The 24793-nt window shown below is 46.1% G+C and carries 24 protein-coding genes; 8 read left to right on the top strand and 16 right to left on the bottom strand.

The window, feature by feature from the left end; genetic code table 11:
- Positions 1–238: 238 nt before the first annotated feature.
- Both IMY23_RS10330 and IMY23_RS10325 read right to left on the bottom strand, forming a co-directional pair.
- Positions 239–1546: a tetratricopeptide repeat protein gene (locus IMY23_RS10330; protein ID WP_192822009.1), complete on the bottom strand. Its 1308-nt coding sequence runs from the start codon at positions 1544–1546 to the stop codon at positions 239–241.
- A gap of 62 nt (positions 1547–1608) precedes the next feature.
- Positions 1609–2013 (bottom strand): hypothetical protein, encoded by a 405-nt coding sequence (locus IMY23_RS10325; RefSeq protein ID WP_192822008.1) that lies wholly within the window; start codon positions 2011–2013, stop codon positions 1609–1611.
- Positions 2014–2319: 306 nt separating this feature from the next.
- On the opposite strand from IMY23_RS10325, the gene IMY23_RS10320 reads away from it, so the two are divergent.
- The 4 genes from IMY23_RS10320 to pruA all read left to right on the top strand — a co-directional run bounded on the left by IMY23_RS10320 (position 2320) and on the right by pruA (position 6768).
- Complete coding sequence (locus tag IMY23_RS10320; RefSeq protein ID WP_192822007.1) at positions 2320–3060, top strand: nucleotidyltransferase; 741 nt, start codon at positions 2320–2322, stop codon at positions 3058–3060.
- 83 nt (positions 3061–3143) lie between these two features.
- A complete protein-coding gene (locus tag IMY23_RS10315; protein ID WP_192822006.1) occupies positions 3144–3986 on the top strand; it encodes a metallophosphoesterase in 843 nt (280 codons plus the stop codon).
- Positions 3987–4184: 198 nt separating this feature from the next.
- The gene (locus IMY23_RS10310) at positions 4185–4730 is read left to right on the top strand and encodes a hypothetical protein (protein ID WP_192822005.1); all 546 of its coding nucleotides are present in this window, start codon (positions 4185–4187) and stop codon (positions 4728–4730) included.
- 406 nt (positions 4731–5136) lie between these two features.
- The gene (gene pruA / locus IMY23_RS10305; RefSeq protein ID WP_192822004.1) at positions 5137–6768 is read left to right on the top strand and encodes an L-glutamate gamma-semialdehyde dehydrogenase; all 1632 of its coding nucleotides are present in this window, start codon (positions 5137–5139) and stop codon (positions 6766–6768) included.
- Between the two features lie 370 nt (positions 6769–7138).
- Here pruA and IMY23_RS10300 read toward each other — a convergent pair whose 3' ends face one another.
- The 5 genes from IMY23_RS10300 to IMY23_RS10280 all read right to left on the bottom strand — a co-directional run bounded on the left by IMY23_RS10300 (position 7139) and on the right by IMY23_RS10280 (position 13005).
- Positions 7139–8413, bottom strand: coding sequence for an N-acetylmuramoyl-L-alanine amidase (locus IMY23_RS10300; protein ID WP_192822003.1), 1275 nt, complete (start codon positions 8411–8413; stop codon positions 7139–7141).
- 72 nt (positions 8414–8485) lie between these two features.
- Entirely contained in the window at positions 8486–9406 is a 921-nt protein-coding gene (locus IMY23_RS10295) for an N-acetylmuramoyl-L-alanine amidase (RefSeq protein ID WP_192822002.1), read from the bottom strand.
- Positions 9407–9463: 57 nt separating this feature from the next.
- Positions 9464–9739 carry a hypothetical protein gene (locus IMY23_RS10290; RefSeq protein ID WP_192822001.1) on the bottom strand — a complete coding sequence of 92 codons (276 nt, stop codon included), beginning with the start codon at positions 9737–9739 and terminating at the stop codon, positions 9464–9466.
- A gap of 113 nt (positions 9740–9852) precedes the next feature.
- Positions 9853–11145 carry an N-acetylmuramoyl-L-alanine amidase gene (locus tag IMY23_RS10285; protein ID WP_192822000.1) on the bottom strand — a complete coding sequence of 431 codons (1293 nt, stop codon included), beginning with the start codon at positions 11143–11145 and terminating at the stop codon, positions 9853–9855.
- A gap of 585 nt (positions 11146–11730) precedes the next feature.
- A complete protein-coding gene (locus tag IMY23_RS10280) occupies positions 11731–13005 on the bottom strand; it encodes an ROK family protein (RefSeq protein ID WP_192821999.1) in 1275 nt (424 codons plus the stop codon).
- Between the two features lie 435 nt (positions 13006–13440).
- On the opposite strand from IMY23_RS10280, the gene IMY23_RS10275 reads away from it, so the two are divergent.
- The 4 genes from IMY23_RS10275 (at position 13441) to IMY23_RS10260 (ending at position 16986) form a co-directional block, all read left to right on the top strand.
- On the top strand, positions 13441–13926 hold the full coding sequence (locus tag IMY23_RS10275) for a DUF4112 domain-containing protein (protein ID WP_192821998.1): 486 nt from the start codon (positions 13441–13443) through the stop codon (positions 13924–13926).
- 179 nt (positions 13927–14105) lie between these two features.
- Complete coding sequence (locus IMY23_RS10270) at positions 14106–15494, top strand: lysophospholipid acyltransferase family protein (RefSeq protein WP_192821997.1); 1389 nt, start codon at positions 14106–14108, stop codon at positions 15492–15494.
- A 131-nt stretch (positions 15495–15625) separates the two neighbouring features.
- Complete coding sequence (locus IMY23_RS10265; protein ID WP_192821996.1) at positions 15626–16336, top strand: GDSL-type esterase/lipase family protein; 711 nt, start codon at positions 15626–15628, stop codon at positions 16334–16336.
- A 224-nt stretch (positions 16337–16560) separates the two neighbouring features.
- On the top strand, positions 16561–16986 hold the full coding sequence (locus tag IMY23_RS10260) for a hypothetical protein (RefSeq protein ID WP_192821995.1): 426 nt from the start codon (positions 16561–16563) through the stop codon (positions 16984–16986).
- A 109-nt stretch (positions 16987–17095) separates the two neighbouring features.
- On the opposite strand, the gene IMY23_RS10255 is transcribed toward IMY23_RS10260, so the two are convergent.
- The 9 genes from IMY23_RS10255 to IMY23_RS10215 all read right to left on the bottom strand — a co-directional run bounded on the left by IMY23_RS10255 (position 17096) and on the right by IMY23_RS10215 (position 24754).
- The gene (locus IMY23_RS10255; RefSeq protein WP_192821994.1) at positions 17096–18109 is read right to left on the bottom strand and encodes a hypothetical protein; all 1014 of its coding nucleotides are present in this window, start codon (positions 18107–18109) and stop codon (positions 17096–17098) included.
- A gap of 121 nt (positions 18110–18230) precedes the next feature.
- Positions 18231–19124 (bottom strand): UV DNA damage repair endonuclease UvsE, encoded by an 894-nt coding sequence (gene uvsE, locus IMY23_RS10250; RefSeq protein WP_192821993.1) that lies wholly within the window; start codon positions 19122–19124, stop codon positions 18231–18233.
- 252 nt (positions 19125–19376) lie between these two features.
- On the bottom strand, positions 19377–19673 hold the full coding sequence (locus IMY23_RS10245) for a hypothetical protein (protein WP_370589907.1): 297 nt from the start codon (positions 19671–19673) through the stop codon (positions 19377–19379).
- A 50-nt stretch (positions 19674–19723) separates the two neighbouring features.
- Entirely contained in the window at positions 19724–20218 is a 495-nt protein-coding gene (locus tag IMY23_RS10240; RefSeq protein WP_192821991.1) for a hypothetical protein, read from the bottom strand.
- Positions 20219–20342: 124 nt separating this feature from the next.
- On the bottom strand, positions 20343–21719 hold the full coding sequence (locus IMY23_RS10235; protein WP_192821990.1) for a hypothetical protein: 1377 nt from the start codon (positions 21717–21719) through the stop codon (positions 20343–20345).
- 10 nt (positions 21720–21729) lie between these two features.
- A complete protein-coding gene (locus IMY23_RS10230) occupies positions 21730–22722 on the bottom strand; it encodes a hypothetical protein (RefSeq protein ID WP_192821989.1) in 993 nt (330 codons plus the stop codon).
- 10 nt (positions 22723–22732) lie between these two features.
- The gene (locus IMY23_RS10225; RefSeq protein ID WP_225986473.1) at positions 22733–23689 is read right to left on the bottom strand and encodes a DUF6175 family protein; all 957 of its coding nucleotides are present in this window, start codon (positions 23687–23689) and stop codon (positions 22733–22735) included.
- 2 nt (positions 23690–23691) lie between these two features.
- On the bottom strand, positions 23692–24207 hold the full coding sequence (locus IMY23_RS10220) for a hypothetical protein (RefSeq protein WP_192821988.1): 516 nt from the start codon (positions 24205–24207) through the stop codon (positions 23692–23694).
- Positions 24194–24754 (bottom strand): hypothetical protein, encoded by a 561-nt coding sequence (locus IMY23_RS10215; RefSeq protein ID WP_192821987.1) that lies wholly within the window; start codon positions 24752–24754, stop codon positions 24194–24196. The genes IMY23_RS10220 and IMY23_RS10215 overlap by 14 nt, the downstream gene beginning before the upstream one ends.
- Between the last annotated feature and the right edge of the window lie 39 nt (positions 24755–24793).

Genomic DNA, 24793 nt, shown 5'->3' with positions numbered 1-24793 from the left:
AAACCAAGGCAAGAGAAATGATTCACAATATAACCCATGGGAACTAGTCGTAACTTATCCAACAACACATTGCTTTAAATACAAGATTATATCAAATCATTAATGTACTCTTTTGCAGGCGAAAGTCTGCAGTATGTGTCGGCACACATATGGATTCCTTTTTCTGAAAGTTTAACTTCTGAAAGTTTGTATAGGAACGTGTGTAAACACGAGTCGCAGATTCTTGCTAGCGGACGCTTTATAACTTAATAAAGTAATTTGATAATATATATCCATAATTGCCCTGCCATTCAGTATAGAAATATTCACTATCAGTATTAACATCCAGAATTCTTACTTTCCCACCAATTGGTACAATTACATTTATATCTTTCCCATTTGACTCTTTGTACATTATACAGGCATCTAAAACTTCAGTGCTAGTTTCTTCTAAATATCGGTAAAATGAAAAATCATATTGGTCATCAGAATAAACTTCTTCTTGCAATAATTTATATTGTTTCTTTTCATGATTAGACTTTTTCTTTTCATGATCTGACTTTCTAGTTGCAATTTTAAAGTCACTTCCCTTCAATGCGTCTATTGCAACCTGAAGCCCTCCATTTGCGGCTGACTGATACCAATATTTGGCCTGTTGTAAATCTTTGCCTGTTCCATCTCCATTATGATATAATTTAGCAACAACTAACATGGCGGTTGAATTACCTTTCTTAGCTACTTTCAAAAATCTTTTAAAAGCCTCGGTTTTATCTTCATTTATACCATTTTTGCCATGGTAATATTGTGTTGCTAAATAGTAATCAGCAAAGATAGCCTGAAGAGTATCCTTTCCTTGCGAAATTTCATTCATCATTTTATTTGCTAATAAATCATTTTCTTGTACTCCTAGTCCCACTCCATGCATATAGGCAAGACAATACCTAGCCTCCTGAGTAAAAACTTCATCATTTTCTAGGCTCCGCAGAATTTTATAACTTTCAGAATAATTTTCATTATTAAATAATTGAATTCCAGCTGCTAGTTCAGCAGTTTTATTATCATAATTTTTAGACCTTGCAAAAAATAATAGTATAATAATAAAAAATAAACTTATAAGGGTAAATAATATAAAAGAATTGTAATTGTTTTTTATTGAAGGTGAAGACTTAGGCTGTTGTGAACCAGACGTTTTCTGATAATTTTTACTCTGTTGATGATTATTCTGATTATTAAAAGCAGAAGCAGTATTTTTAGCGCGTTCTTGGCGTAGTTTTTCTTCGTATTCTTTTTTTATCTTCTCAGCAAAATCCCTTACCTCTTCAGCTGTGAAACGATGTTCTTGAGATTTATTTAAATACTCACGCAATTTACTGTCATAACTTAGCTTTTTAGCTGAGTCAGAAAGCGTCTCATATGCTTCATTAATCTGTTTGAATCTATCCTCAAAAAAAGTATCTCCACCATTTTTGTCAGGATGGAATTTCAGTGACAATTTTCTGTATGCTTTTTTTATCTCTTCTTGGGAGGCATTACTTTCAAGCCCAAGAAAGTGATAGTAATTTTTCATAAACTTTTAAAATATGATTTTGACTATAATTTAAGAGTTGTATTGTCACTTTCAATAACCATTTACTTAAACGGCCATTGCACCACGCGCGTCTGGCCCATGGCGTCTTTCTCATACACGGCCAGGCAGTGTTGGTTGAACTGCTGGTCAAAATTCTGCTCGCCGGGGAAAACTTCTGTAGGCGCGGGTTGGCCTTTCAAGAAGAAATAGACCTTGGTGGTGCCGTATTTGGTGTGGGGCATGAAATCGCCGTAGGCCTGCATCTGGTCCCAGAGCGTATCAGTGACGGTGGCGGCGTAAATGCGTTGGATAGGGCCGGTGTTGTTCTCGTTTCTATAGAGGGCCACTTCCTCAAACTGGCCGGGGAGGTCCTGCGGGCCGGGCTGGGTGAGCGCATCTTTCATAAACCAGACTACCAGCACGGCGAAGGCGGCTAGCAATAGGTATTTCAGTTTCTTGTTCTTCATGGCATGGTACATTATTGCCCGCAAGGGCAGAAAGCGGCAAGGTACCGCTCTTTTTCCTTTTTGACCGCAGCAGCCGCGGGAATTTCCGTTTTCGGGCTCATTTCCAGAAACGGGGCCAAAAACGGGAAGAAGTGCTTTTTTCTGGGCGACATGGCAGTTTGCAGATAACATTTTTCCAAGGATTCAGTAAATGCTATACCTGCCGTGCCTTGGCCCAGAACGCGTGACGTGTTTCCCTTGGCTCACAAGGCAGGGCCTACCGTGACAGCGGCAGTCTTTCTTTCAATTTCTCATACCAGGTTTACCATGGAACTAGATGATATGGCCCCCGAAGTGGCCAAAGAGTTTTACCCGCAGGCTTTAGCCATGCTGCATGAAAGCGGTCTGCCCTTTTTAATGGGCGGCGGCTTTGCCCTGCGCCAGTACACCGGCATGCAGCGCGACATGAAAGACATGGACGTATTCTGCAAAGCCGGCGACTGCCCCAGATTGTTGAAATTGTTCGCTGATGAAGGATTTAAGACCGAACTGGTAGATGCGCGTTGGCTGGCCAAGGCGTTCAAAGACGGCAAGTACGTGGACTTCATCTTCAACAACCCCGGCAACAACACGCCCGTGAACGACGGCTGGTTCCGGAAAGCTCCCGAGGGCACCGAGTTCGGCGTGCCAGTCAAGTACATCTCTGCCGAAGATCTGTTCCGGTGCAAGATCTACGTACAGAACCGCGAGCGCTATGACGGCTCAGACCTAAACCACCTCATCTTGCGCCACGGCCACCTCATGGACTGGGAACGCATCTTGCAGACCCTGGAGCAGCACTGGCAACTGGTGCTGGCGCAACTGCTGTCGTTTCAGTTTGTGTACCCAAGTGAGCGGGACATCATTCCACGTTGGTTGTTTGACGAACTCCTGCTTCGTGCCAAAGAACAGTTTGACATGCCGCCGCCTACGGAGCGCGTTTGCCGTGGTCTGCTCATAGACCAGACGCAATACGCGCCGGCCGTCACAGAATGGGGCTTCAAGGCCATGACCATTATGACTATTTAGTTGCTAGTTGTCTGTTTTTAGTTGTTTGTTCCAGCCACAATGAAACGTACAACAATCAACCACCAACAATCAACAATTTAAAGATGGAGCAACAACCACAACCCTTTGCCACACCGCAGCCGGCCGCCGCGCTGCAACCGGTGGCCACGCAACAGCAGCAATTGGTAGAGCAACCAGCCCCCGTGCAGGAACCAACCCGCCCGTTCCGGATTGCCGCCGTGGGCGATATTCACGTGCGCGAAACCGACAAAGGCAAGTGGGTGGAATTCTTCAGGTTGGCCTCTGAACAGGCAGACGTTTTGCTGCTCTGTGGCGATTTAACGGATCATGGCTACGCCGTGGAGGCCGAGGTGCTCTGCGAAGAAATGAAAGCCTGCGCCATTCCCATTATCTGCGTGCTGGGCAACCATGACCATGACAAAAACGAGCATCAAGCCATCAGAAAAGCCCTCATCAGTGACCGCGTGCATTTCCTGGACGGCGACAGCCTGGTGATTGGCAACGTGGGTTTTGCGGGCGTGAAAGGCTACGGAGGCGGGTTTGACCAATACATGCTCTCCATGTTCGGAGAGGCCGAAAACAAAGCCTTCGTGCAGACCGCCGTAGACGAAGCCCTCAAGCTGGAAAGCGCCTTGTCACGCTTAGACGCGGAGCACCCCGGCGTGCAGAAAATTGCCATCATGCACTACGCGCCCATCAGGGCTACTGTTGAGGGAGAACCAGACGCCATTCATCCGTTCCTGGGTTGTTCGCGCCTGGCAGAGCCCTTGAACCGGCAGAACGTGGTGGCCTGCTTTCACGGGCACGCGCACGTGGGCACCCTGGAAGGCGAAACCTCAGAAGGCGTAAAAGTCTATAACGTGGCCAAACCCATTTTGCAGAAAGCCGGGCTGGCCTTGCCATTCTTTATTTTCGAAGTGCAGTAAGGCCAGGAGGTTTTTCCGTTTTGGGGCTCATTTCTGGAAACGAGGCCAAAAACGGGAATGCATAATATTGCTATACCAATTATTAAACCCTGAATAGCAGAAATAAAGGAATTTGTAAAGGCTAGGACAAGTAGAAATGGATGAAATGGCAGGTTTAACTATTGGAAACCTTATATTTAGGGTAATAATCCCCAACACATGAAGCACCTCCTTTCAGCAAAAAGAACTTTCCTGTTGCTAATCATTACCTGCCTCATACCACTTTTGGCATCTACGCCCCTTGCTAATGACTGGAAAAGACAGCAGATTGACCAAAGATTGTCTGTGGAATTCCCTATAGTGCCTGTGCATAAAAGTGGGTATGGCTCTCTGCTGTACAACTCTATTTTACCAGATGCCGCTTATATAGTTGCAGCTATTCATTATAACAAACAGCCGCATTTAAGGCCCATCACAGAGCCTTATACCTATTATCTGAGCATGTTGAATTCCAGTTTAAGGGATTTTAAAGGCACGATGGTAGATTCTTCCACGTTTGAGGTGGACAACTACAAAGGCTTGCAATATGCTTTCTCTGCGTTGCACCCAGGTGGGAAGAGAAAATTAATCAGAACCAAAAGAGTGCTTTTTGTGGAAGGCTGGGTGTACCAGGTAGAATATATGCCCCTAACTGCGGTTACTTCTAAAGATGGCCCTGTCAACATGAAGAAATTCTTTGACTCCATGCGGCTTACAAATATGTAAATCCCAAATGGCTTGCATACCCCGCCACCGCCTCGCTCTTCCGGATTTATCAATCCGGAAGTTTTCTGTCGGGGATTTATCAATCCCCGTGCATGTGATTTCCCAATAGACCAGCAACGGGGATTAGGAAATCCCCGACAGCGTGGTTCGGGATTAGAAATCCCGAACAGCAGAGTAACAAAAGATTAATACATCCCAAACAGCAGAATAGCAAAAGATTAATACATCCCGAACAGCGATTACACCAAGGCAAAAATCTAGAATGCGTTTTTGGGCTCGTTTTCAGAAATGAAGCCGAAAACGGAATGTAAACAAGTAAAAGAAGCCGCCTACCAAGCGTTAGCCATTTCCGGGGAAAGCGGTATCTTTGTTTTCATCACATCAGCACCTAAAAATTAGAAATTATATGGCCAACGGATATTTCAACGTCCCTATTCCGGTGAACGAGCCGGTGAAAAGCTACGCCCCCGGTAGCCCAGAAAGAAAAGAACTGCAGGCTACTTACAAGGCCATGCGTGACCAGAAGATGGACATACCCATGTACATTGGCAGTGAGGAAGTACGTACCGGCAAAACCAAAACCATCAGTCCGCCGCATGACCATACCCACGTGCTGGGGCAGTTTCATGAAGGCGATGCCAACCACGTGCAGCAGGCCATTGACGCCGCCTTGGCCGCCCGCGAGAACTGGGCGAACATGCCCTGGGAAAGCCGCGCCGCCATCTTCCTGAAAGCCGCCGATTTGTTGGCTGGGCCTTTCAGAGCCAGAATGAACGCCGCCACCATGCTGGGCCAGTCTAAGAACGCCTTCCAAGCTGAGATTGACGCCGCCTGCGAGCTCATTGACTTCTTTAAGTTCAACGTGAAGTTCATGACCGACATCTACAAAATGCAGCCGGAGTCACTGCCGGGCATGTGGAACCGTCTGGAGCACCGTCCGCTGGAAGGATTTGTGTTCGCGCTCACGCCGTTCAACTTCACGTCTATTGCCGCCAATTTACCAGCTGCACCGGCCATGATGGGCAACGTGGTGGTCTGGAAACCTTCTAACACCCAGATTTATTCTGCCAACGTGATCATGGAGCTGTTCAAAGCGGCCGGTGTGCCAGATGGCGTGATTAATTTGGTGTATGTGGACGGCCCTACGGCCGGTGACGTCATCTTCAAGAACCGTCATTTCGCGGGCATCCACTTCACAGGTAGCACGGGCGTGTTCAACCACATCTGGAAAACCATTGGCGAGAACGTGAACACCTACCGCAACTACCCGCGCATTGTGGGTGAGACCGGCGGAAAAGACTTTATTGTCGCCCACAAATCGGCGAACGCCAAAGAAGTGGCCGTTTCCATCAGCCGCGGCGCGTTTGAGTACCAGGGACAGAAATGCTCGGCTGCCTCAAGGGCGTACATTCCTAGCAATATCTGGGAAGATGTGAAAAAGTACGTGGTGGAAGACCTGAAATCGTTCAAGATGGGCGACCCAGCGGATTTCGGCAATTTCATCAACGCCGTGATTGACGAAAAATCCTTCGACAAACTTGCCAAGTACATTGACAACGCTCAGAAAGATGACTCCGTGGAAATCATAGCCGGCGGAAAGTATGACAAGAGCAAAGGCTATTTCATTGAACCTACCATCATAGTGGCGCAAGACCCTAACTACGTGACCATGTGTGACGAATTGTTCGGGCCGGTGCTGACTTTGCATGTGTATGATCCGGAGAAATTTGAGGAGACCTTGCAACTGGTAGATGAAACATCGCCGTATGCCTTGACGGGTGCTATTTTCTCTAATGACCGCTACGCCATTGAGGTGGCCACCAAGATTCTACGCCATTCTGCCGGTAACTTCTACATCAATGACAAGCCCACGGGCGCTGTGGTGGGCCAACAGCCCTTCGGTGGTTCACGTGCTTCAGGCACCAATGACAAAGCCGGTTCTATGCTGAACCTTTTGCGCTGGACCACTGCCCGCACCATCAAAGAAACGTTTGTGCCGCCGGTTGATCACCGCTACCCGTTCCTGCAGCAAGACTAAATTTGGTGCATTGATTTGCAAAAAAAAATCCCCGAGGTGAGACATCGCTTCGGGGATTTTGCGTTTTCGGGCCCGTTTCCGGAAATGAGGCCGAAAACGGAATATTCGCACTTATTCACTCACTCACTCACTCACTCACACTTTGTCATCCTGAAAGGATCTTGTGGACAAGTTAGAAAAGCATTTAGTGAAAGCTTGTCTAGTTCGCCACCTAGATCCTTTCAGGATGACAAAAATATAGATCCATAGCTCGCTTCCTTATTTAATATGCAAAATCCCCGAAGCAAATTCTCACTTCGGGGATTTTACGTTTTGGGCCTCATTTCCGGAAATGAAGCCAAAAACAGAAAAGTCTGGATGAAAAATATACCTAGTTGATCACAATTCTGCGCACCACTTTGCCATAATCTGGCGTGTCAAAATGGAAGAAATACGTTCCGGCGGTTAGACCGCTCACGGGCAAAACCTCGCCAGATTTCTTCACGGCGGCGCGAACCTGTTTTCCGTCTAAACCAAACACAGACACGGTCTTGTAATCAAAGTTGGCTTTCAGTTCTTTGCCGTTGCTGGGGTTTGGGTAGACAATCACAATGTAATCCATGTCCTCGGCAGTGAGGCCGAGCGGCGCTTCGCAGATGTTGCCCACTTCGGTTCTGATACGACGGTTGGGGCTGGTGGGCGAGGTAAACAAATAGTTGTACAGCGCATTGCCCGGGCAGGCGGTGGCGCAGGGACCTTCGCGGTGGCCAATGATGGTGGGGATCCGGTTCTGTGGTCTGGTGGAAGTTGGCGTGTTGGGGTGCAAATCGGTGCCGTTAATGTCAATGTTGTCCTTTTTCGCCTTCCACTTAATGATTTTGTAGAGCGACTCCAGGGCCTTGGCACTAGGCAGCAGGTTGGTATAATCGCCCATGATGCAGATGCCCATGCTGTTGGAATTCATAGAGCACAAGTGCGCGCCCATGATGTAATCTGACGTGTAGGTTTTATCAGGCGTTACTTCCCTGCCCTGAAAAATGGAACCGTCTGGCCCAATAAGGTAATTGTAGCCAATATCGCCCCAATCATTGGTGTTACGGTGCAGCAAGTAGTACTGCCTGATGGTGGCCAAGCCTTGTTCATAGGTGCTAATGGTCACCCCGCCCGCGCCGTGGTGCACGGCAATATTCTCCGTTTTGGTGTAGGTAGTGCCCCAGGTAGGTTCTGCCAAACCAGCCCGCCAGACAGAAGTAGGAATGACGTCAAAGGTGCAATCTCCATCGCCAACGCGTAGGGTGGCACCTTTCTTAGCTGGTATTTTAGTGCCGCTGGTCTTAAAGAAGTCAAAGCTGAGCAGGCCTTTGGTGTTGCCGCTGTGAAAAGTAATGGCCTCTTGTTTGGAAGGCAGCACGGCCAGCGCCACAATCAGGTCAGAGTGCTCATCGGCCTTGAGGGCAACCGTATCTTTGCCCACCACCAAATAGGCGCCGTCAAACACGCAGGACTCGCATTTAACGCCTGCCGCATCAGCAGAGAAGGCATTGATTTGGTACGTTTGGTTGGGTTGGGCCTGTAGTTGGGCTTTTCCGGCCAGGCCGTCTTGTGCCCAGGCGCTGGAAGAGAAGCCAAGGACCAAGGTGAGGAGGGGGAGTAAGGTTTTTTTCATGCGTAGGTTAGTTTGTAATGGGAGGGTTGGGTGAAAATAAAAGAGCCCAGGTTGCTGGGCTCTTTCAGATGGTTAGTTGATCACAATTCTGCGGACTACCTTGCCGTAATCTGGGGTGTCAAAATGGAAAAGATAAGTACCGGCGGTCAGGCCGCTCACAGGCAGAACCTCGCCGGCTTTTTTCACGGCGGCACGTACCTGCTTGCCGTCTAGGCCATATACGGCTACGGTTTTGTAGTCAAAGTTGGCTTTCAGTTCCTGGCCGTTGCTTGGGTTAGGGTAGACAATCACAATGTAGTCCATTTCCTCTGCGGTTAAGCCCAAAGGCGCCTCGCAGATGTTGCCTACTTCGGCCTTGATTAAGCGGGTAGGCGTGACAGCCGGGTTAGCTTTGAAGAGGTAATTGTACAGCGCGTCTCCGGGGCAGGCGGTGGCGCAGGGACCTTCGCGGTGGCCAATAATGTTGGGGATGATGTTGCCGTAGTGGTAGGTGCTGCCGTTAATGTCCAGGTTGTCTTTCTTCATCTTCCACTTAATAAGCTTGAACAAAGATTCCAGGGTTTTGGCAGATGGCAAGACGTTGGTGAAATCGCCCATGAGGCAGATACCCATGGTGCCCACGTTTTTTTGACACAGGTGCGCGCCCATGATGTAGTCTGAGGTGAAATTCTGCCCTGCTTTTACCTCACGGCCCTGGAAAACGGTTCCCTCTGGCCCAATCAGATAATTGTACCCTATGTCTGACCACCCGTTGGTGTTGCGGTGCAACAGATAATACTGTCTTATAGTTGCTACAGCCTGGTCATAGGTTGAAATGTTTGCCGAAGCGCCGTGGTGTACCGCCACAATCTCTGTCTGGGTGAAAGAAGGGGTGTAAGTGGGCTGAATCAAGCCTGCGCGCCAAACGGAGGTAGGCACCACATTGATCACGCAGTCGCCGTCACCTATGCGCAGGGTTTCCTGGCGCTTGTCAGAGGTTTTGATCTTGCCCACGCTGAACAGGTCAAAAGAAACCTGCCCAGAAATGGTGCCGCTGTAGAAGGTAAGCGTTTAAGTGGGTGCCGGAAGCACAGCCAGGGCGGTGAGTTGGTCAGAATGTTCGTCCTGGGCTAAACGAACGGTGTCTGGGCCGGCTAGAAAGTAAGCCTTGTCAAAGGTGCAGGATTCGCATTTCACACCCAGCGCATCTGCCGAAGCCGATTTGATGGTATAAGTCTGGCCTGGTTGCACGGTCAGCTGCACCTTGCCGGCCAGCCCGCCTTGCGCCAGGGCAGTCACTGAAAAGGTGCAGAAAGCGGCTGCTAGTAAAAGTAAACGTTGTTTCATGTTGTTTGTCTGGTGTAATATTGGGTGAGAACAGTACTAAACTAAAAAGAAGCCAGACGTAGTAAGGCCTGGCTTCTTTTGGTTAGTTGATATGGATATGGTAGCGGGCCATGTTAGTTTACAACCACACGTCTCACTACTTTGCCGTAGTCTGGGGTGTCAAAATGGAAGAGGTAGGTACCGGCGGTAAGACCTGTTACGGGCAAAACCTCACCGGCTTTCTTCACGGCGGCACGCACTTGCTTTCCGTCTAAACCATACACAGAAACGGTTTTGTAATCAAAATTGGCTTTCAGCTCCTGGCCGTTGGTTGGGTTGGGGTACACCACTACAATGTAGTTCATGTCTTCATTGGTGAGGCCAAGCGGCGCTGCACAAATGTTGCCTACTTCGTTTAAGATAGGACGAACCGGGCTGTTGGGGTTGATAAAGTGGTTGTTGTAGAAGAAGTCACCCGGGCAGGAAGTGCCGCAAGGTCCTTCACGGTGGCCAATCAATCTGGGGATGAGCGCCTGGGTTTGGCTAGACGTTGGGTTCACCGGGTGCAACACTTTGCTGTTGAGGTCAATGTTGTCTTTGGCTGCTTTCCACTTGATCAATTTGTACAGAGATTCCAGCGTTTTGGCGGTAGGCATCTCAGAGGTATAACGGCCAATAAGGCAGATCCCCATGGTATTGGTGTTCTTCGCGCAAAGGTGGGCAGCAATAATCTTGTCAGACTCCTGGCCAGTCCCGGTCTGGCTGGCTAGTTTTTCACGCCCTAAAAAGATGGTGCCGTCTGGCCCAATCAAATAGTTATAGCCAATGTCTGACCAGTTATTGCCTGAGGGGCTGGTGTGGTGATTGTAGTAACTTCTCAGCACGCGCAGGCCTTCTTCATACGTAGGGGCGGTATTAGGAGAATCTCCGTGGTGAACGGCAATGACATTGGTGGTAGAAAACCCAGGCGTATAATTAGGCTGAATCAAGCCGGTGCGCCAAACAGAAGGCGGTACCACCTGAATGGCGCAATCACTGTTATCGGTTCTAAGCGTGATGGTTTTCTTGGCAATTGGTTTCTTGGGCGTTCCGGTGATATACACCATTTGCAAATCTGCGTTTATGGTGCCGCTGTAGAACGTTATGGTTTCTTGTTTTGATGGCAGGAACACCAGGGCAGACATGTCTACGTGACCGTCTTGGTTTACGGTAACGGTGTCTTGGCCAACCACAAAGTAGGCCTTGTCTATCACACAGTCTTCGCATTTAAGACTGATGGCTTCTGCCGCGTAAGTAGGCACGCTGTACGTTTTGCCAGGCTTGGTTGGCAGCACGGAAGATTTGATTATCCCTTCTTGCGCCATGGCCGAACCGGCCAGGCAGCAAACTGCCAGAAAGGTAAAGAATGAGTGTAAGGGTTTTGTCATTGTTGTCTGTAAGAAATAATGGTAAGCGGCTGAAGAACACCAGTTGTCAGGAAAGTGTTCACTGGGTCTAAATTAATAATTTGATTTATGGAACACAATAATATTAATAAAAAATTTTAAAATCTTTTGAATGATCAGCCCCTCCTGATTGCATTTTTGAAATTGGGGAATTCCACCCACCTTTTATTTTGAGAAATAGGCAAAGTTCTCTTTGGCCACGGCGGGCATAAAAACTGTTTCAGAAGTTGGATTGTTGGGGTCTGCAACTTGCCAGAATAGCCAAAACTTAAGCCTTTACAAAATAGACTTTGTCTCGGTTAAATCCTGAGATATTAATGAGAGGTTTCTGACTAATTAGAAGTCATAGGAAAAGAAGCGAAAGCCACCTCGGGTTTTGAAAAAGCAGGCAAGACGGTCAGAATCCTTTCCGTTTTGGGGCTCATTTCTGGAAATGAGCCCCAAAACGGAAAAGGATTTCCTCTGACTAAATTAGGAGGTGCCTTGTGAGGACTGGAAGCCTGCATAATGCAAAAGCCCCGCCAACTGGCGGGGCTTTCTTCTTGTCATGAATTGGTGAACCAATGCTTAGGCGTACACAAACGAGGTGTTTTTGGGTGGCTTGGCGTTCAAAGAAGTATCCAGGTCCAGTAGTTTGTGGCGTACCAAAAGACACGCGCCAATCACGCCGGCCTGTTCGCCCAGTTTGGAGAATTTGATCTGGGTGTCATTGTTCACCAGGCTCAGAGAGTATTTGTTGATGGCGCTTTTGATGGGGAGCAGTAAATATTCTTCAGTGGAAGACAGCAGGCCGCCTAAAATCACCAGTTCCGGGTTGAAGATGTTGATCAAAAGGGCAATGCCCTTGCCAATGCGCTTGCCTACCTTGGCAATGAGCTCAATGGCCAGTACGTCATCGTTATGAGCGGCCTCAATAATGTCTTCCAGCAGCAGGTCATCAATGGGAATGCCTTTGTGTGTGACCATGGAGGTAGCGCCATCTCGCAGCTGTTGTTTAAACATATCCAGGAGCGCCCAGCCAGAGGCCTCGGTTTCCAGGCAGCCTTTCTTGCCGCACTTGCAGATGATGTCGTTCTGAAAGATGGGAATGTGGCCAAACTCCCCGGAGAACCCCGACTTGCCATAGTACAGCTGGTTGTTCAGAATCACGCCCATGCCAATGCCGTAGTCCAGGTTCAGGAACAATACGTCTTTCTCATCGTTCACGGTGCCGGAGCAGAATTCGCCGTAGGCCATGGCCCGGGAGTCGTTCTCCAAGAACACACGTATGCCCACCTCAGACTCAATCACTTTGCTCAGCGGTGCCTCATGAAAGTGGAACAGGTTGTAGTTGCGGCCCTTAGCGTAGTTAATGCGGCCCGACAGGTTAATCCCAATGCCCAGAATCTTCTCTTTGGGCACGGGCAGGCTGGCGATGAAGTTGTTGATGATCAGGCAAAGTTCCTGCAAAGAATCCTCGTCATTGCTCAGCAGGTAAGGGAACTGGTCAAAGTCGCTGATCAGGTTTTTCTGGAGGTCGGTGAGGCCAATGTTGATGTGGTTTTTCTTCACGTCAATGCCCAGAAAGAAGCCCGAGTTAGGGGCCAGGCCGTACACGTTGGGCTTGCGGCCGCCGGTGGAATCTACCTTGCCGTGGTCCTGCACCAGCCCATCCAGGATCAAAGAGTTCACCAGGCTGGTGATTTTGGGCACGCTCAGGTTCAGTTCTTTGCTCAGCTCTGCAATGGTGGCGTTGCCAATATGCGCGAAATAGGAAATGACCTTCTTTTTCAGGTTCACATTTTTATAAGCGACTCCAGATGAGGTCTCGTCATTGATTTCCTCAAAGAAAGAAGGGGTCATTTTTTTTGCTTTGGTCATCATATTGGCGGTGGTGCTTTTTAAATTTTAGGTGAGTTATAAATATTTATTTTGCGGTAAGTATAAGAAACGAAGCCCAAATATTTATATATTTTTAAGAATAGCCTAAAAAATGTTAAATAGAAACCCGACTTTTCTAAAAAAATAGCGGTCGAGAAGAAGTTTGATTTAATAAATTGGCCTTTGGTGAATGGTTTACCCCAAGCTTGCTGTATCTAATTGAGATAAGTTTTGCTCCATGATAAGATAAGTGTAGGTCTGGGAAAGAAATACGCGGCGGCCTAGTAGAATAGGGGAGTGAGCTGCCTCCAGATCATGGCATTTTTGCCTTTCGCTCGGCGGTACAGAGCCGTGCGTGGTGACAGGCTTATCTAGTGGGCGCTTTTTTGCGTAAGACCACCAAAAAGCCAAGCAGCCATGAACACATCTCCTGAAATACCCCTGGACGACCGCCTGCGGTGGGTGCAAAGCGTCTCTAAATTATTAGACAACCAGTTCACCTTCCCGGGCACCAACTTCAAGTTTGGGCTGGACCCAATTATTGGCTTGTTGCCGGTGGTAGGCGGTATGTCTACCATGGCCATGTCTGGGGTGTTGGTCATGACCATGGCCCGCCACGGCGCCAGCCGCTACCTCATCATGAGAATGTTGTTCAACGTGGTGCTGGACACCGTTATTGGCATGATACCCGTGCTGGGCTGGATTTTTGACTTTACCTACAAGGCCAACCAACGCAACGTGGAACTGCTGCGCCGCCATTACCAGCACGGGCAATACCAAGGCAAAGGCACCGGTTTTCTGATGGCAGTACTCCTTGGCTTCTTGGTCCTCTTCGGGCTGATTTTCTACGGCATCTGGAAAGCGTCAGAATACATCTGGACGTATTTTTCTTCTATGTGGTAAAACCAGAAAATAGGAGAATGGGGAAGGTTTGGGGTCTGGTTTGCTGGGCTTTGTAAGGAAGATGCACTTCATATAAATACAGCTTCTGAGTAGAGGCAAAGATTGCTTTCCTGTTTTCGGGCTCATTTCTGGAAATGAGCCCGAAAATGCGTAGCTTTCTCTGCATTAACAGAGCCATTATGCTGTACTTCCTGCTGAAAAACCTTTTCAGAATTGCCCTGCGGGTTTTTTTCAAGCGAATCACGGTCAATAACCGGCAACGGCTGCTGGGGGAGGGGCCGCTCATTGTAATTTCCAATCACCCAAATACCCTCATGGACCCGGTTGTCACGGCCTCTTTCATGAAGCAGGAGATTTATTTTCTGGCCAAGAGCAGTTTTTTCAAACCGGGTTGGCAAGGCTGGCTTTTCCATAAGTTATTCATGATTCCTGTGTACCGCCGCGAAGACGTGGGTGACTCCGGCACCGCCCAGAACGATGCCACATTCTCTAAATGCTATGAATTCCTGGGCACGGGCGGCACGCTCATGGTGTTCCCGGAGGGCAACAGTTTTATGCAGCGCCGGCTGCGTCCGCTCAAGACCGGCACCGCCCGCATTGCGCTGGGCGCCGAGGCGCAGCATGATTTCAACCTGGGCTTGAAAATTCTGCCCGTGGGCCTCAACTACTCAGACCCGTCCAGGTTCAGGAGTGAAGTGTTTGTGAACGTGGGCGAACCCCTGAGTCTGGAAGCCTACAAAGAAGCCTACGTCCAGGACCCGTTCAAAGCGGCGCACGCCCTCACAGACCAACTGAAAGAAATTCTGGAGGAACTGGTCATCCATTCAGAAACCGACGAGGAAGACCAGTTGGCGCGCCAGATTGAGGCCGTGTACCAAGACACTCTGGTTCGGGAATTGGACCTGGCCCCGACGGAGCCCGAGGAAAAGTTTCTCATCACCAAAGGCATTCTGCAGAGCATCAAATATTTTGAGGCCCGTGACCCCCAGCGGGTGCATGCCTTAAAAGAGGAACTGCAGGAATACCTGAGCCATCTGCAAAGCTTAGGCCTGCTGCCCGAGGGCGTGAAACAAGCGCCCCAGAAATCAAAAGTGGCCTGGGGTACGCTGGAGACCTTGGCGTATCTGGTGCTGGGGTTTCCGGTGTATGTGTTTGGGGTGATTCATAATTACCTGCCCTACCTGCTGCCCGCTAAAATTGCCAAGGCGCTCACCAAAGACATTGAGTTCTACGCGCCCATGATGATGACCATTGGCATGTTCACCTTCCCCATCTTCTATACAATAATCGGGTTGGCGGTACATGCCTGGCTGGGGCTGAGCGGTTGGGCCTTGGTGGCGTATCTGGTGGCTTTGCCGGTAACTGGGTTTTTTGTACTTCACTACTGGCACCGCATACAGGTGGCCCGCCGCCACTGGATCTTTTTCTCCCTGTTTTACCGCCGGTCCACGGTGCTGCAGCAACTCCTGGAACAGCGCAAACGCCTCATGCAGGTCTTAGAGGCAGCCCGGGCCGAGTTTTTGGGCTCATTTCCAGAAACGAAGCCAAAAACGGAAACACACCCCTAGTGTTGACTTTCTCTGCGCGTCATTTTATATTTATTGCATAAAATGAACATTTACGGAATTGCCTTTGTTTGCGCAAAACAAGGGCGTCCTTACGAGTCTAATTTGTAAAAGGTTACAAAATTTTATCAATTATGCGGTCTATTCTATTTTCCTTGTTGCTTTCGGGCCTTGCCCTGTTCAGTTCCTGTCAAGGTAAGGACGAGGATGACCCGTTGGAAGACTTGCCTGGCCCAGGTGCCTCGGCCTCTTATGTGGCGCTTGGTGATGCCTACACCCTTGGCGACGGCATTGCCACCGCCAACCGTTGGCCCATGCATCTGTCACGCCTGCTGGCCACTGAAAATCTGCAGGTGGGTGAACCCCTGGTGATTGCCAAAGCAGGTTGGACTTCAAATGAATTAGCCACCTATTTACGCAGCGTGGCCCTGCCCAATGACTACGGCATGATCTCGTTGCAGATTGGCATGAATGACCTGCTCCAGAACCGCACGGTAGACGCCTTTAGAATAGATTTTAGGGCGCTGTTAAGCCTGTCTACCAACATGGCCAGAAAAAACGCCAAGAAGGTGCTGGTACTCACTATCCCAGATTTCAGTGCTTTGCCTTCTGCGTCTAGCCAGAACAGAACTCAAATAAGTGGGCAGATTAAGAAGTTCAATGACATCATCAGGGCAGAGGCGCAGGCCGCCGGTATTGCCGTGGGAGACGTGAACGACCTGTCTTTGAAAGTGGTGCAGGACCCCAGCCTGCTCACCCCAGACGGACTCCATTACAGCAGCGCCATGTACCTGCAATGGGCCCAACGCGTGCAGCCCCTGGCCAAAACCATTATGTTGAATTAATCTTTCCTGTTGTTAATCTGAAATTGGCTTTCTGTTAGAAAAACCTTTTTCAGCTTTTAGAATCAAACATTTGGCACCTTTCTTTAGAGCAGCCGTGGGGCTTCCTGAAGAAAGGTGTATTTTTTTTCAGGCAATCAGGCGCGTGCAAAATTTTTGGAACGAAAAGTGCATAGAGCCTTTCAGCCGCCGGTGCGGTGCGTGTTTAACCCCAAACTAAAGGTGATATGAAGCTGAAATTTAACTCTGTAAACAGCATGATGGTGGTAGTTGGCGTAGTGTTCATGACAGCCACAACCCTGCAGGCCCAGACCCAAACAGCGCCAAGGGCAAAAGGTACTACCATTGCTATGGCGGCGGCCAGAAAAGCTGCCCCCGTTCGGCGCGAGACGCTTTCTGGCATTGACCTGTTCCCCAAAGCCAAAAACAACGACGAGTTCCTGCTTTCCTTCCAACAGAACATGACCGAGGCCGGCGTGCTGGAATTTACCAACGCCTCCGGCAAAGTGCTGTTCAGCAAACCCATCTCGGTGGGCGACCATACCTTGGCGGCCCCAGACACCTTGGGAAAACTAAAGCCGGGCATTTACATGGTAGAAGTGAAAACCCCCACCACTGTGTACTGGAAAAAAATGCGCGTTCGCCTGAGATAACGTTTAAAATCTGTCTATAAAAAAAGCATCGGTCTGTGGGAAATACGCCACAGACCGATGCTTTTTTTAGGACTAAGATATTATTTCGGCTATTTAAAAACGCTACTTCTTACCACGAAAACGTAAGAAGCACCAGCTCAGAGAAACCATCGTCATTGTCGGCTACGGCTACGGCCTCCAGGTGGCGCCGGTGCGTGTCTAGTATACAGATAGATTCAATCTTGCTTTTGTAGGCCGCGCCGTCCTTTTCCGTGATGGGCACAATTACTTCGGGTTGCAGGGGTTGGGCGCTGGGCCTGGGGTGCGCTTTGAGCCAACCCACCATGCTGCCGTACACTTCGCCGTCCAGCACGGCATTGGGTGTTTCCTCGGCAGAAGATGTGAACAGAAGTTTTCCGCCCAAGGCCGGGGCCATGCCCGAGAACCCAGTCTTAATGGAAGCCAAATCTGGCAAGGCCCATTGTTGAACCGATGTTGGTTTGGGTGCCGGCCGTTTGCCCAGCAGAAACTGCTCAATAGAAGACAAGGTGTAGGTGATGACCACGTTCTGCCCGCCTGGCGCAAACCGCTGCAACAAATAAAGATAGTCTTCATCGGCCGCCAGGCCTTCCAGGTTAAGCGTGGCCTGGCCCACCACGTTCTTATCTTCCCTGAAATGCTGATAGAGCGGCTGCAACGACAGACTGATGGGTTTGCCAAGTCCACTGCGCCCCACCGGCACCAAGAACCCCTGGTTGCGCGCCGGCATGGAGCCTGAGCCAATGATGAACAGATACGGCATGCCTTCCAGGGTGATGGAAGTGATGGCTTCCAGGTCAGGTTTCACGGGTTTGGGAATGCGGCCCGCCGTGAGCGAATCAGTCTGCAGCAGTTGGATTTTGTCAATCAGCTTGAAGTCCTGGTCAAGGCAGAAAAGGTACGGCGAATCATCTCCAATCACATAGTACCGGTTGCCCACGCGCTCAATGCCAGACGCCGAGGGAATTCCCTTGAGCGATACTTTCTTTGTGATGATGGCGGCCGGTGGGTTGTTGGCGGTTTCTGCAGAAGACTGGCAGCCGGTGGCGAAAAAAGTCATGGTCACAAACGCGAGACAGGAAAAAAACGGAAGTACAGGTTTCATAAGGAGCGGCAATAGGGCCCAGCCAAGATGTTCTTTTAAGTGACGGCAGGCCGAACGTTTGGTTCTATACGCAGACTTTCCGTTTTTGGGCTCATTTCTGAAAACGAAGCCAAAAACGCCTTTACACCAAGGCCAGCTCCTGCAGCACTTGCCGCGCCCGCAGGCAGCTGGCTTCTTTGTCTTTTATCTCCAGCATAATGTCCACATCCAGCCCGTTCAAGTGCGTGAGAAACTCCCGGAACAAGTCCGTGTCCATGCTGCTGGTGTGCTTGCCTTTGCGCTCGCCGGTAGATTGGGAGCTGTAGTCCATCATCAAGACGCCGTCTTGCTGCGGGTGCCAGGTACCGGCGGCTAATTGTAGAGCCTCGGCCATGGGTTCGCCGTTGTTCAGGCATTCATGGTGGAAATTGTCGAATAAAATAGGGATTCCGGTTTCGCCGTGTAACTCCAAACAATCTCTGAGGCTGTAGAGTCGGTCATCGTTCTCTACTACCAGACGGGCTTTCACTTCTTCAGGCAGCATGGTGTGGTACGTGTGGATGAAGCGTTTGAGCGCGGCCGGTTTGTCGCCGTACACGCCGCCGGCATGAATCTGGAGTTTGGCCGTAGAGTCCAGTCCCATCAAATCCATCACGCTGCCCTGGTAGATTAATTCTGAGATGCTGTTGCGCACAATGCGCTCGTCGGGCGAGTTGAGTACCACAAACTGGTCTGGGTGCATGGAAATACGCATGTCGTGCTTCTTGATGAAATCGCCCAGGCGCTTGAACGTCATCTTAAAATGCTCCTGCCAGTTGTATTTGCACACTTCATGACTGGCGAACGGCACCAACCCAGAACTCATTCTAAAGAACAGAAAGCCGTGTTCTAAGTTATATTCCAGAATTCGCCGCAGGCAGGCCAGGTTTTTCTCCACGTTTTCTATCAGGCGCTGCTCAGAGTAAGACGCCAGCCTGAACGTGGTGGACGTGCTACAGTCCAACGATTCATTTACACAAGGGTATCCTATTTTCATGTGCTACAGTTTAGGGCAGAAACCTGAAAGCCGGTCTAAGGTTTTCCCTTTTGTAAACGGAAGGAAAATAGGAGTGTTGGCTGAAACTGGGCTTATGGCAACGAGGATTTTCCGTTTTCGGGCTCATTTCTGAAAATGAGCCCCAAAACGGAAGAGAAGAAAAGAGATAGTGATTGTGTATGAGTAAACTAAAGGTGCACACTCTCTCGCTGGCGCCCCGCGAGTGAGTAAAAAATATCCGCCAACTACCAACTACTTTACTTCCACGGTTTTCAGTGCTTCCCGCCCGAAGAACGTGGGGAAATACATCAGTTCCGCTTTGGCGGGGTTCAACGTGTAGGTGCCTTTGTAGCGCGGCAGCAGTTTGATAGTGAAGGTGTAATGGCCCTGGTACAGGTAGTTGGAGAAAATACTGACTTTGTCCCGGAAATACTCGCGGTGCGCTTCATTGGATCCCCACTTGGTTTTGGTGTCATAAGAACAGCCCGCCGGAATGGGCACTTCAATCATCACATAAGAAGCATTCCCTTTTACATCAACGGAAAGAATTTGCAGCTGTTAAACATTAATTTATCAGCTACAAGCATGACTATGTAATGTTATAATTCTTTGAAGAAAATAAATACCATATGCTTGCCTTCATTTGTATCAAAATTAGTGAGAAGTTCAAGCCTCCTAACAAATCCTTGTGAATTTTCTTTAATGGATTCAATAGTTTCTATTGTAGATTTTCTAACGGTACTGTCATTCTTTTGCTCAGTAGTTTTAATGATTAAATCAGAGGTTATTGTTGAGCCATTAAAGAAAGTATTAGCTAAGGACTGCCCTTTGGTTTGCGCAACACGCATCATAATGCTGTTGCTTGGATATTTCCCTTTATTTAAAGAGAGAACTGAAACAAGATATTTTTTTTCATAATCTTCAATGACCTTTACTCCTTCAAAAGGAGAGTATAGATACATTCTTTTTAAAAAAAGTCCCAAGTTGTTCCTTTCTTCGTTAAACCCTTGAGCATTAGAATAATTAGTAATAAAAATTATAGAAATATAAAATATTAAATTTATTAATATTTTAAAGGTGTGTTTTTTAGCCATTTTAATATTCTTAGTTATAACTAGAGGACTTAATAAGGTCTGGTGATTAGGCTTAAGGTGAATAGAATAATTAAAAAATTATTTACATTATTTTATTTAATAATTTTTTAATAATGCTTCTTTATTAGTCTTCATAAGGCTTTATTTCTGGAATAACTTTGTATCCAGTTATTTTAGCAAGTTTCTCTTCGGTCAATACATTTCTAAAAGAAAATATCATCTTAGATTGTGAAATTTTTGTTAAGTCAATTAATGTATCAATATTAATTCTTTCTGAGCTGCCAGCTTTATCAGTAAGAATAAATGAGGCGAAAGGCTTGTCGTATTTATTATACTTGTTATACAGTTTTTCTATTGTACTTCTGTCATACATATCTGATTCTTTGCGATTTAAATCACTTAAATTAGTTATTATGTTGTAGAAGTTCAAATACTTGACATCCATTAATAAGTGCAAACCTTCTAATCCTGCATATTTAACTCCAATTAGATTATTGAGGTTTCTGTCATAAGCATCTAATGCGTAAAAATCTGTTGATTCACTTGTAACTCTAAAATTTACTGATTTTGTAAATATTCCTTGATGGATTAAGTGTTGAATCATATTTAATGAGTATAGGCTTCTTAATGTAAAATAATAATATTTTTTTCCTTTAAAAATGCTGCTATTACTTCCTTCTAATACTGGTATATTTCGGTAGTTGTTAAGAGTACTTTTTGCGTTCTCTGTGTTTTCTAATTTATTTTTTTTATTTTTGGGTTCGTTTTTAGCTTCTTCTAGTTTTTGGGTATCTTCTATCTTGAATAGAATGGTATATAACTGTTTGTTTTGTCTTTTGTAAGATTCAATCTCTACCGATGTAAGACTAACACCAGCCAGTGTATTTAGCATAAGGGGATACATGTTGTCTAGGTTCTTGTTATATCTAGCTTCAACATCTAATTTAATTTCCCAACTTCCTTTAGTTGAACTACTTTTGCTTTCTACTGGCTCACTCGCAGTAATAGTATAGTCATAGCCACTCTTGGCCATTGTGGAAATAGTGTTACATAAGTTCAATATGGCTTTTTCTTCATTCTCCTGATTTAATTTTTGCAGTTTAATATTTGCAGCAAACAAACTTCCTTTAAGTTCCACTTGTCCACCCTTGCTTTCAATAAAGCTTGTAAGCTTAGTCACAGAGACTACTGCCTTGACTGTGTTTGTGAATGTGCCATCTAAAGCTTGCGTTTCTGTTAAAACTTCATAGTTCTGAATATTGCCATTGCTAACAGAAACGATTTCATCTTTAATTAACTTGTCATTTAATATTTCTGTTTTAGATGAAATAAAAGCACCAAAGGCCTGTTCAATTGCATTTCTAAGTGCGTTCTGAGTTGCTTCATCCTTTGTTTTGCCATCTCCTGTTACAGTAAGGGTCACAGTATTATTCTCTTGTGCATTAGCAAATTGAGCAAAGAGAAGGGTGATAAGTAAACTTAGTAAGTATTTAGTTTTCATTTTTGTAAATTTATCTCCAATAGATTCTATTATAATACACTGCTTTAGGCTGTTTCTCAGCATACTTTACAGCTATGTCACGATAAGCTGTTATGCGAGTGCGTTCTGTTTCTGATTGCTCTCTTGCGTTAATTATTGTTAACTGGTGATTCCTCTGTGCTTGTCTTTCTTGTAGGCGAAAGCGTTCCCTATCATCTGAAGCTAATTTAGTCTGAATTGACTTTATAAGTGGAGCTACATCTGGGTAAGAACTAGAAGAAGGATTAATCTGAATAGTTAATTCTAAAGCTTTTTCTGCTCCTCCATAGTTTTGATTAGATGCCCATAATGCTTTAGCCTGCGTTAATTTTTCTTTTCCTTCTGCATCTATCAGCTTCTGGTATATGACAGCAGAGTTGCTAAGGCTATTGAAATAGCATTCTTTGCAAACTTCAGGTACCAGAGACAATTTATAGATAGCCTCTTGGTACTTGCCTTGATTGGATAAAGCTTTTGCGTCCTCCGTAATAAAATCACATTGAGTATTATAATAGGCAATTATTTTATTTTTTCCTTCCTCAATGAGAAGGGCTAAGTTCTTGTTCTTAGGATTTATCTTTTTAAGCGCGTCAATAAAGGCTTTGTTTTCATTAGTGCCAACGCCTTTTAGTGAGACAGTGGAGTTGCTAAATATTTTGTCTTCTATAGCATCTCCTATAAAGAAGGTTATATCTACATTCTGTGCAACCATTTGAGGCGGTCCAGCAATAATATCTTTTGTGCCAATATTAATGGATGCCGTTAAGATAAATCTTGGGTTTGCTGAACTGCCCCCCATGCCGTAAGCGGTAGCTATTTGGTTTAGCTTGTTTTGGAGAAGTTGTTTTGATTCTTGGGGTAGGCTTGCCTTATCTGAGATATAGGTATTCAATACAATCCTGCCAAAATCATCAAGTTTTGGTTGTACTTGCGCATTTGTATAGAATGCTACAAAGAGTAATAGTGCTGTTATAAATCTTTTCAAAACCAAGTCTTTATTTTTCTCCTACAACTATTATAGCTTCACCAAGCCCTCTTGTCATTAATTTTGCTTCTGAGGTAATGGGGTTGCCTTTAATATACTTCTGTAATCCTTTTGCAAACTCCCTGGCATCTACAGGTCTATTGTTTTTGTCAAATAAGGGTATGCGCACCTGTTCAAAGCTTATCTTGTTTTCAGTTGCATCACTTAGGTTAAAGCGGCCCGCGACTGTGTTTTCCTGCATCCATCTCTGAATTAAATCAGTGATTTCGTCACCATTAATTTCTGTTTCAAAATTTCTGTCCCAATTATCCCAGCGTTTTACTGTTAGTATAATTTCTCTGCCATTTTTAAACATATCATTAAAATGGGTCTGGAGTTGTGCTGCGAAAGGGTCAATGTTAGTAAGTATTGCTTTCTCTAACATGACTGGCACTATCTCAGTATTTGATGGAGGACTTGTGCCTGTTGATGAGGCAATACGTTTACTAGAATAAGAATCAAAAGCTTCTAGTATAAAGGATACTGATTTGCCTTGATCCGTTTTATTTACCTTCCACCATATTTGAATTAGGATATCAGCTTTAGCCCTGTTTTTTAATTTGTCAAGTGGGCTTTCTGCAATAGATGACCCGCTAGTATTACTCGCGGTTACATTATCTTCAGCTGTTCGAGCTTCAATATTCTTTAGTTCTTGTTCTGCATCCTTTAAGGGGAAGCCTCTGTCAATCATTAAAGCTCCTATTTTACTTATAACTTGTCCGAGTTCTGTGTCCTCTTGAAATGCCATTTTATAGTCAGGAACTTTCTGCTTAGTCCCCTGATTATTAAATTCAGTCATGAAATAACGTTGATTGCACCAGTTGTCACTAGGCAAAACAATAATTGTTGGCTTTTTGGCTTGGCTCAAAGCCACATAGGAGTAACAAAGAAGAAATAAAGCTATTATGTATGTGATTATACGTGGCATATTTAGAATCCAGAATTGAGAGGTTTTAAAATTTGTTGCTCCTGTAAGTCTTTTCTTAGTAAGTTTTTGGCAACACTTATTGTGTAAACCTTCCACTTTTTGCTATCTATAGGTGAACAAGAAGTCACCATCTCTGTAGATAGTCTGGAATATTTAGACCATGAGCCTCTTTTACTAAAGAACTCAGATTCTATTTTCTTATATTTGTTAATTTCTTCTTGGTTGTACAAGATAGGCTTCTGATTACTACCTCCATTATTTATAGCTATACCAGAAAAAAGAATAGCATGTATGGCATCCTTCTGAGCTTGTTGCTGCTGGTATCCTTTCCCGTCCTTAGTGTCATAAATTTGAAGAGTAATATATTCGTGAGTATCTAGAGTAGCACATGCTATCTGGTATGAACCTCTATTGTTTGTAAAGGAAGATAAGAGAAGGAACAGGAAAATTATAGTTATGAGGTTAAGACTACAACAATTGTAAGTCAGCTCTAACAAAAAGATTTTATAAGTCTTCATATTTTTCATACACCTGTTTTCCATCAATACTAAGAGTTGTACCACAAGCGCTTGTTCCACAATGTGATGAAGTGCTTACAATCTTACCCGAGTATGATGTAATAGTGCCAGAACCGTGTAAAGCAGTGCCGGCATTAAAATTATAACTTATAGTCACATCCTCGTCTTGGTAGGTGATTGGTGTATAGGTCAAAGTATAAGAAATGTACTGTTCACCAATTAAACCTTCTTCGCTTGAGTAGATGAGTTGATTTAAAAAATGTTCTGGCTCACCTTCCTCTGTTCTGTAATATCGCTTTACACTATCTGCTAAAACTATTGATTCTTCCATTTTAATAAGATTTTTGAAGAGTTTCTTCTCTTCCTCACTAAGGGCTTCAACTTTTATTGTAGTGCCATCAATCTTAATTGCTTCTTTTGAGGGTACTACTTCTTGTTTAGAGGTCTGAATAGCAGGTTCTTTAGAGTCAATTTTACAACTCAAAAATACAGAAGCCACCAAAAAAGGTAGAATCATAGATTTAGTGTTTTTAATAATTGATTTCATGGTTGATTAAAGTTATAATATAAAAGTAATTAAATATAG

This window comes from Rufibacter sp. LB8 (assembly GCF_014876185.1).
Taxonomy (GTDB): Bacteria; Bacteroidota; Bacteroidia; order Cytophagales; family Hymenobacteraceae; genus Nibribacter.
Note: the sequence above shows the minus strand (reverse complement) of the source record. Positions and strands in the feature narration are given on the sequence as shown.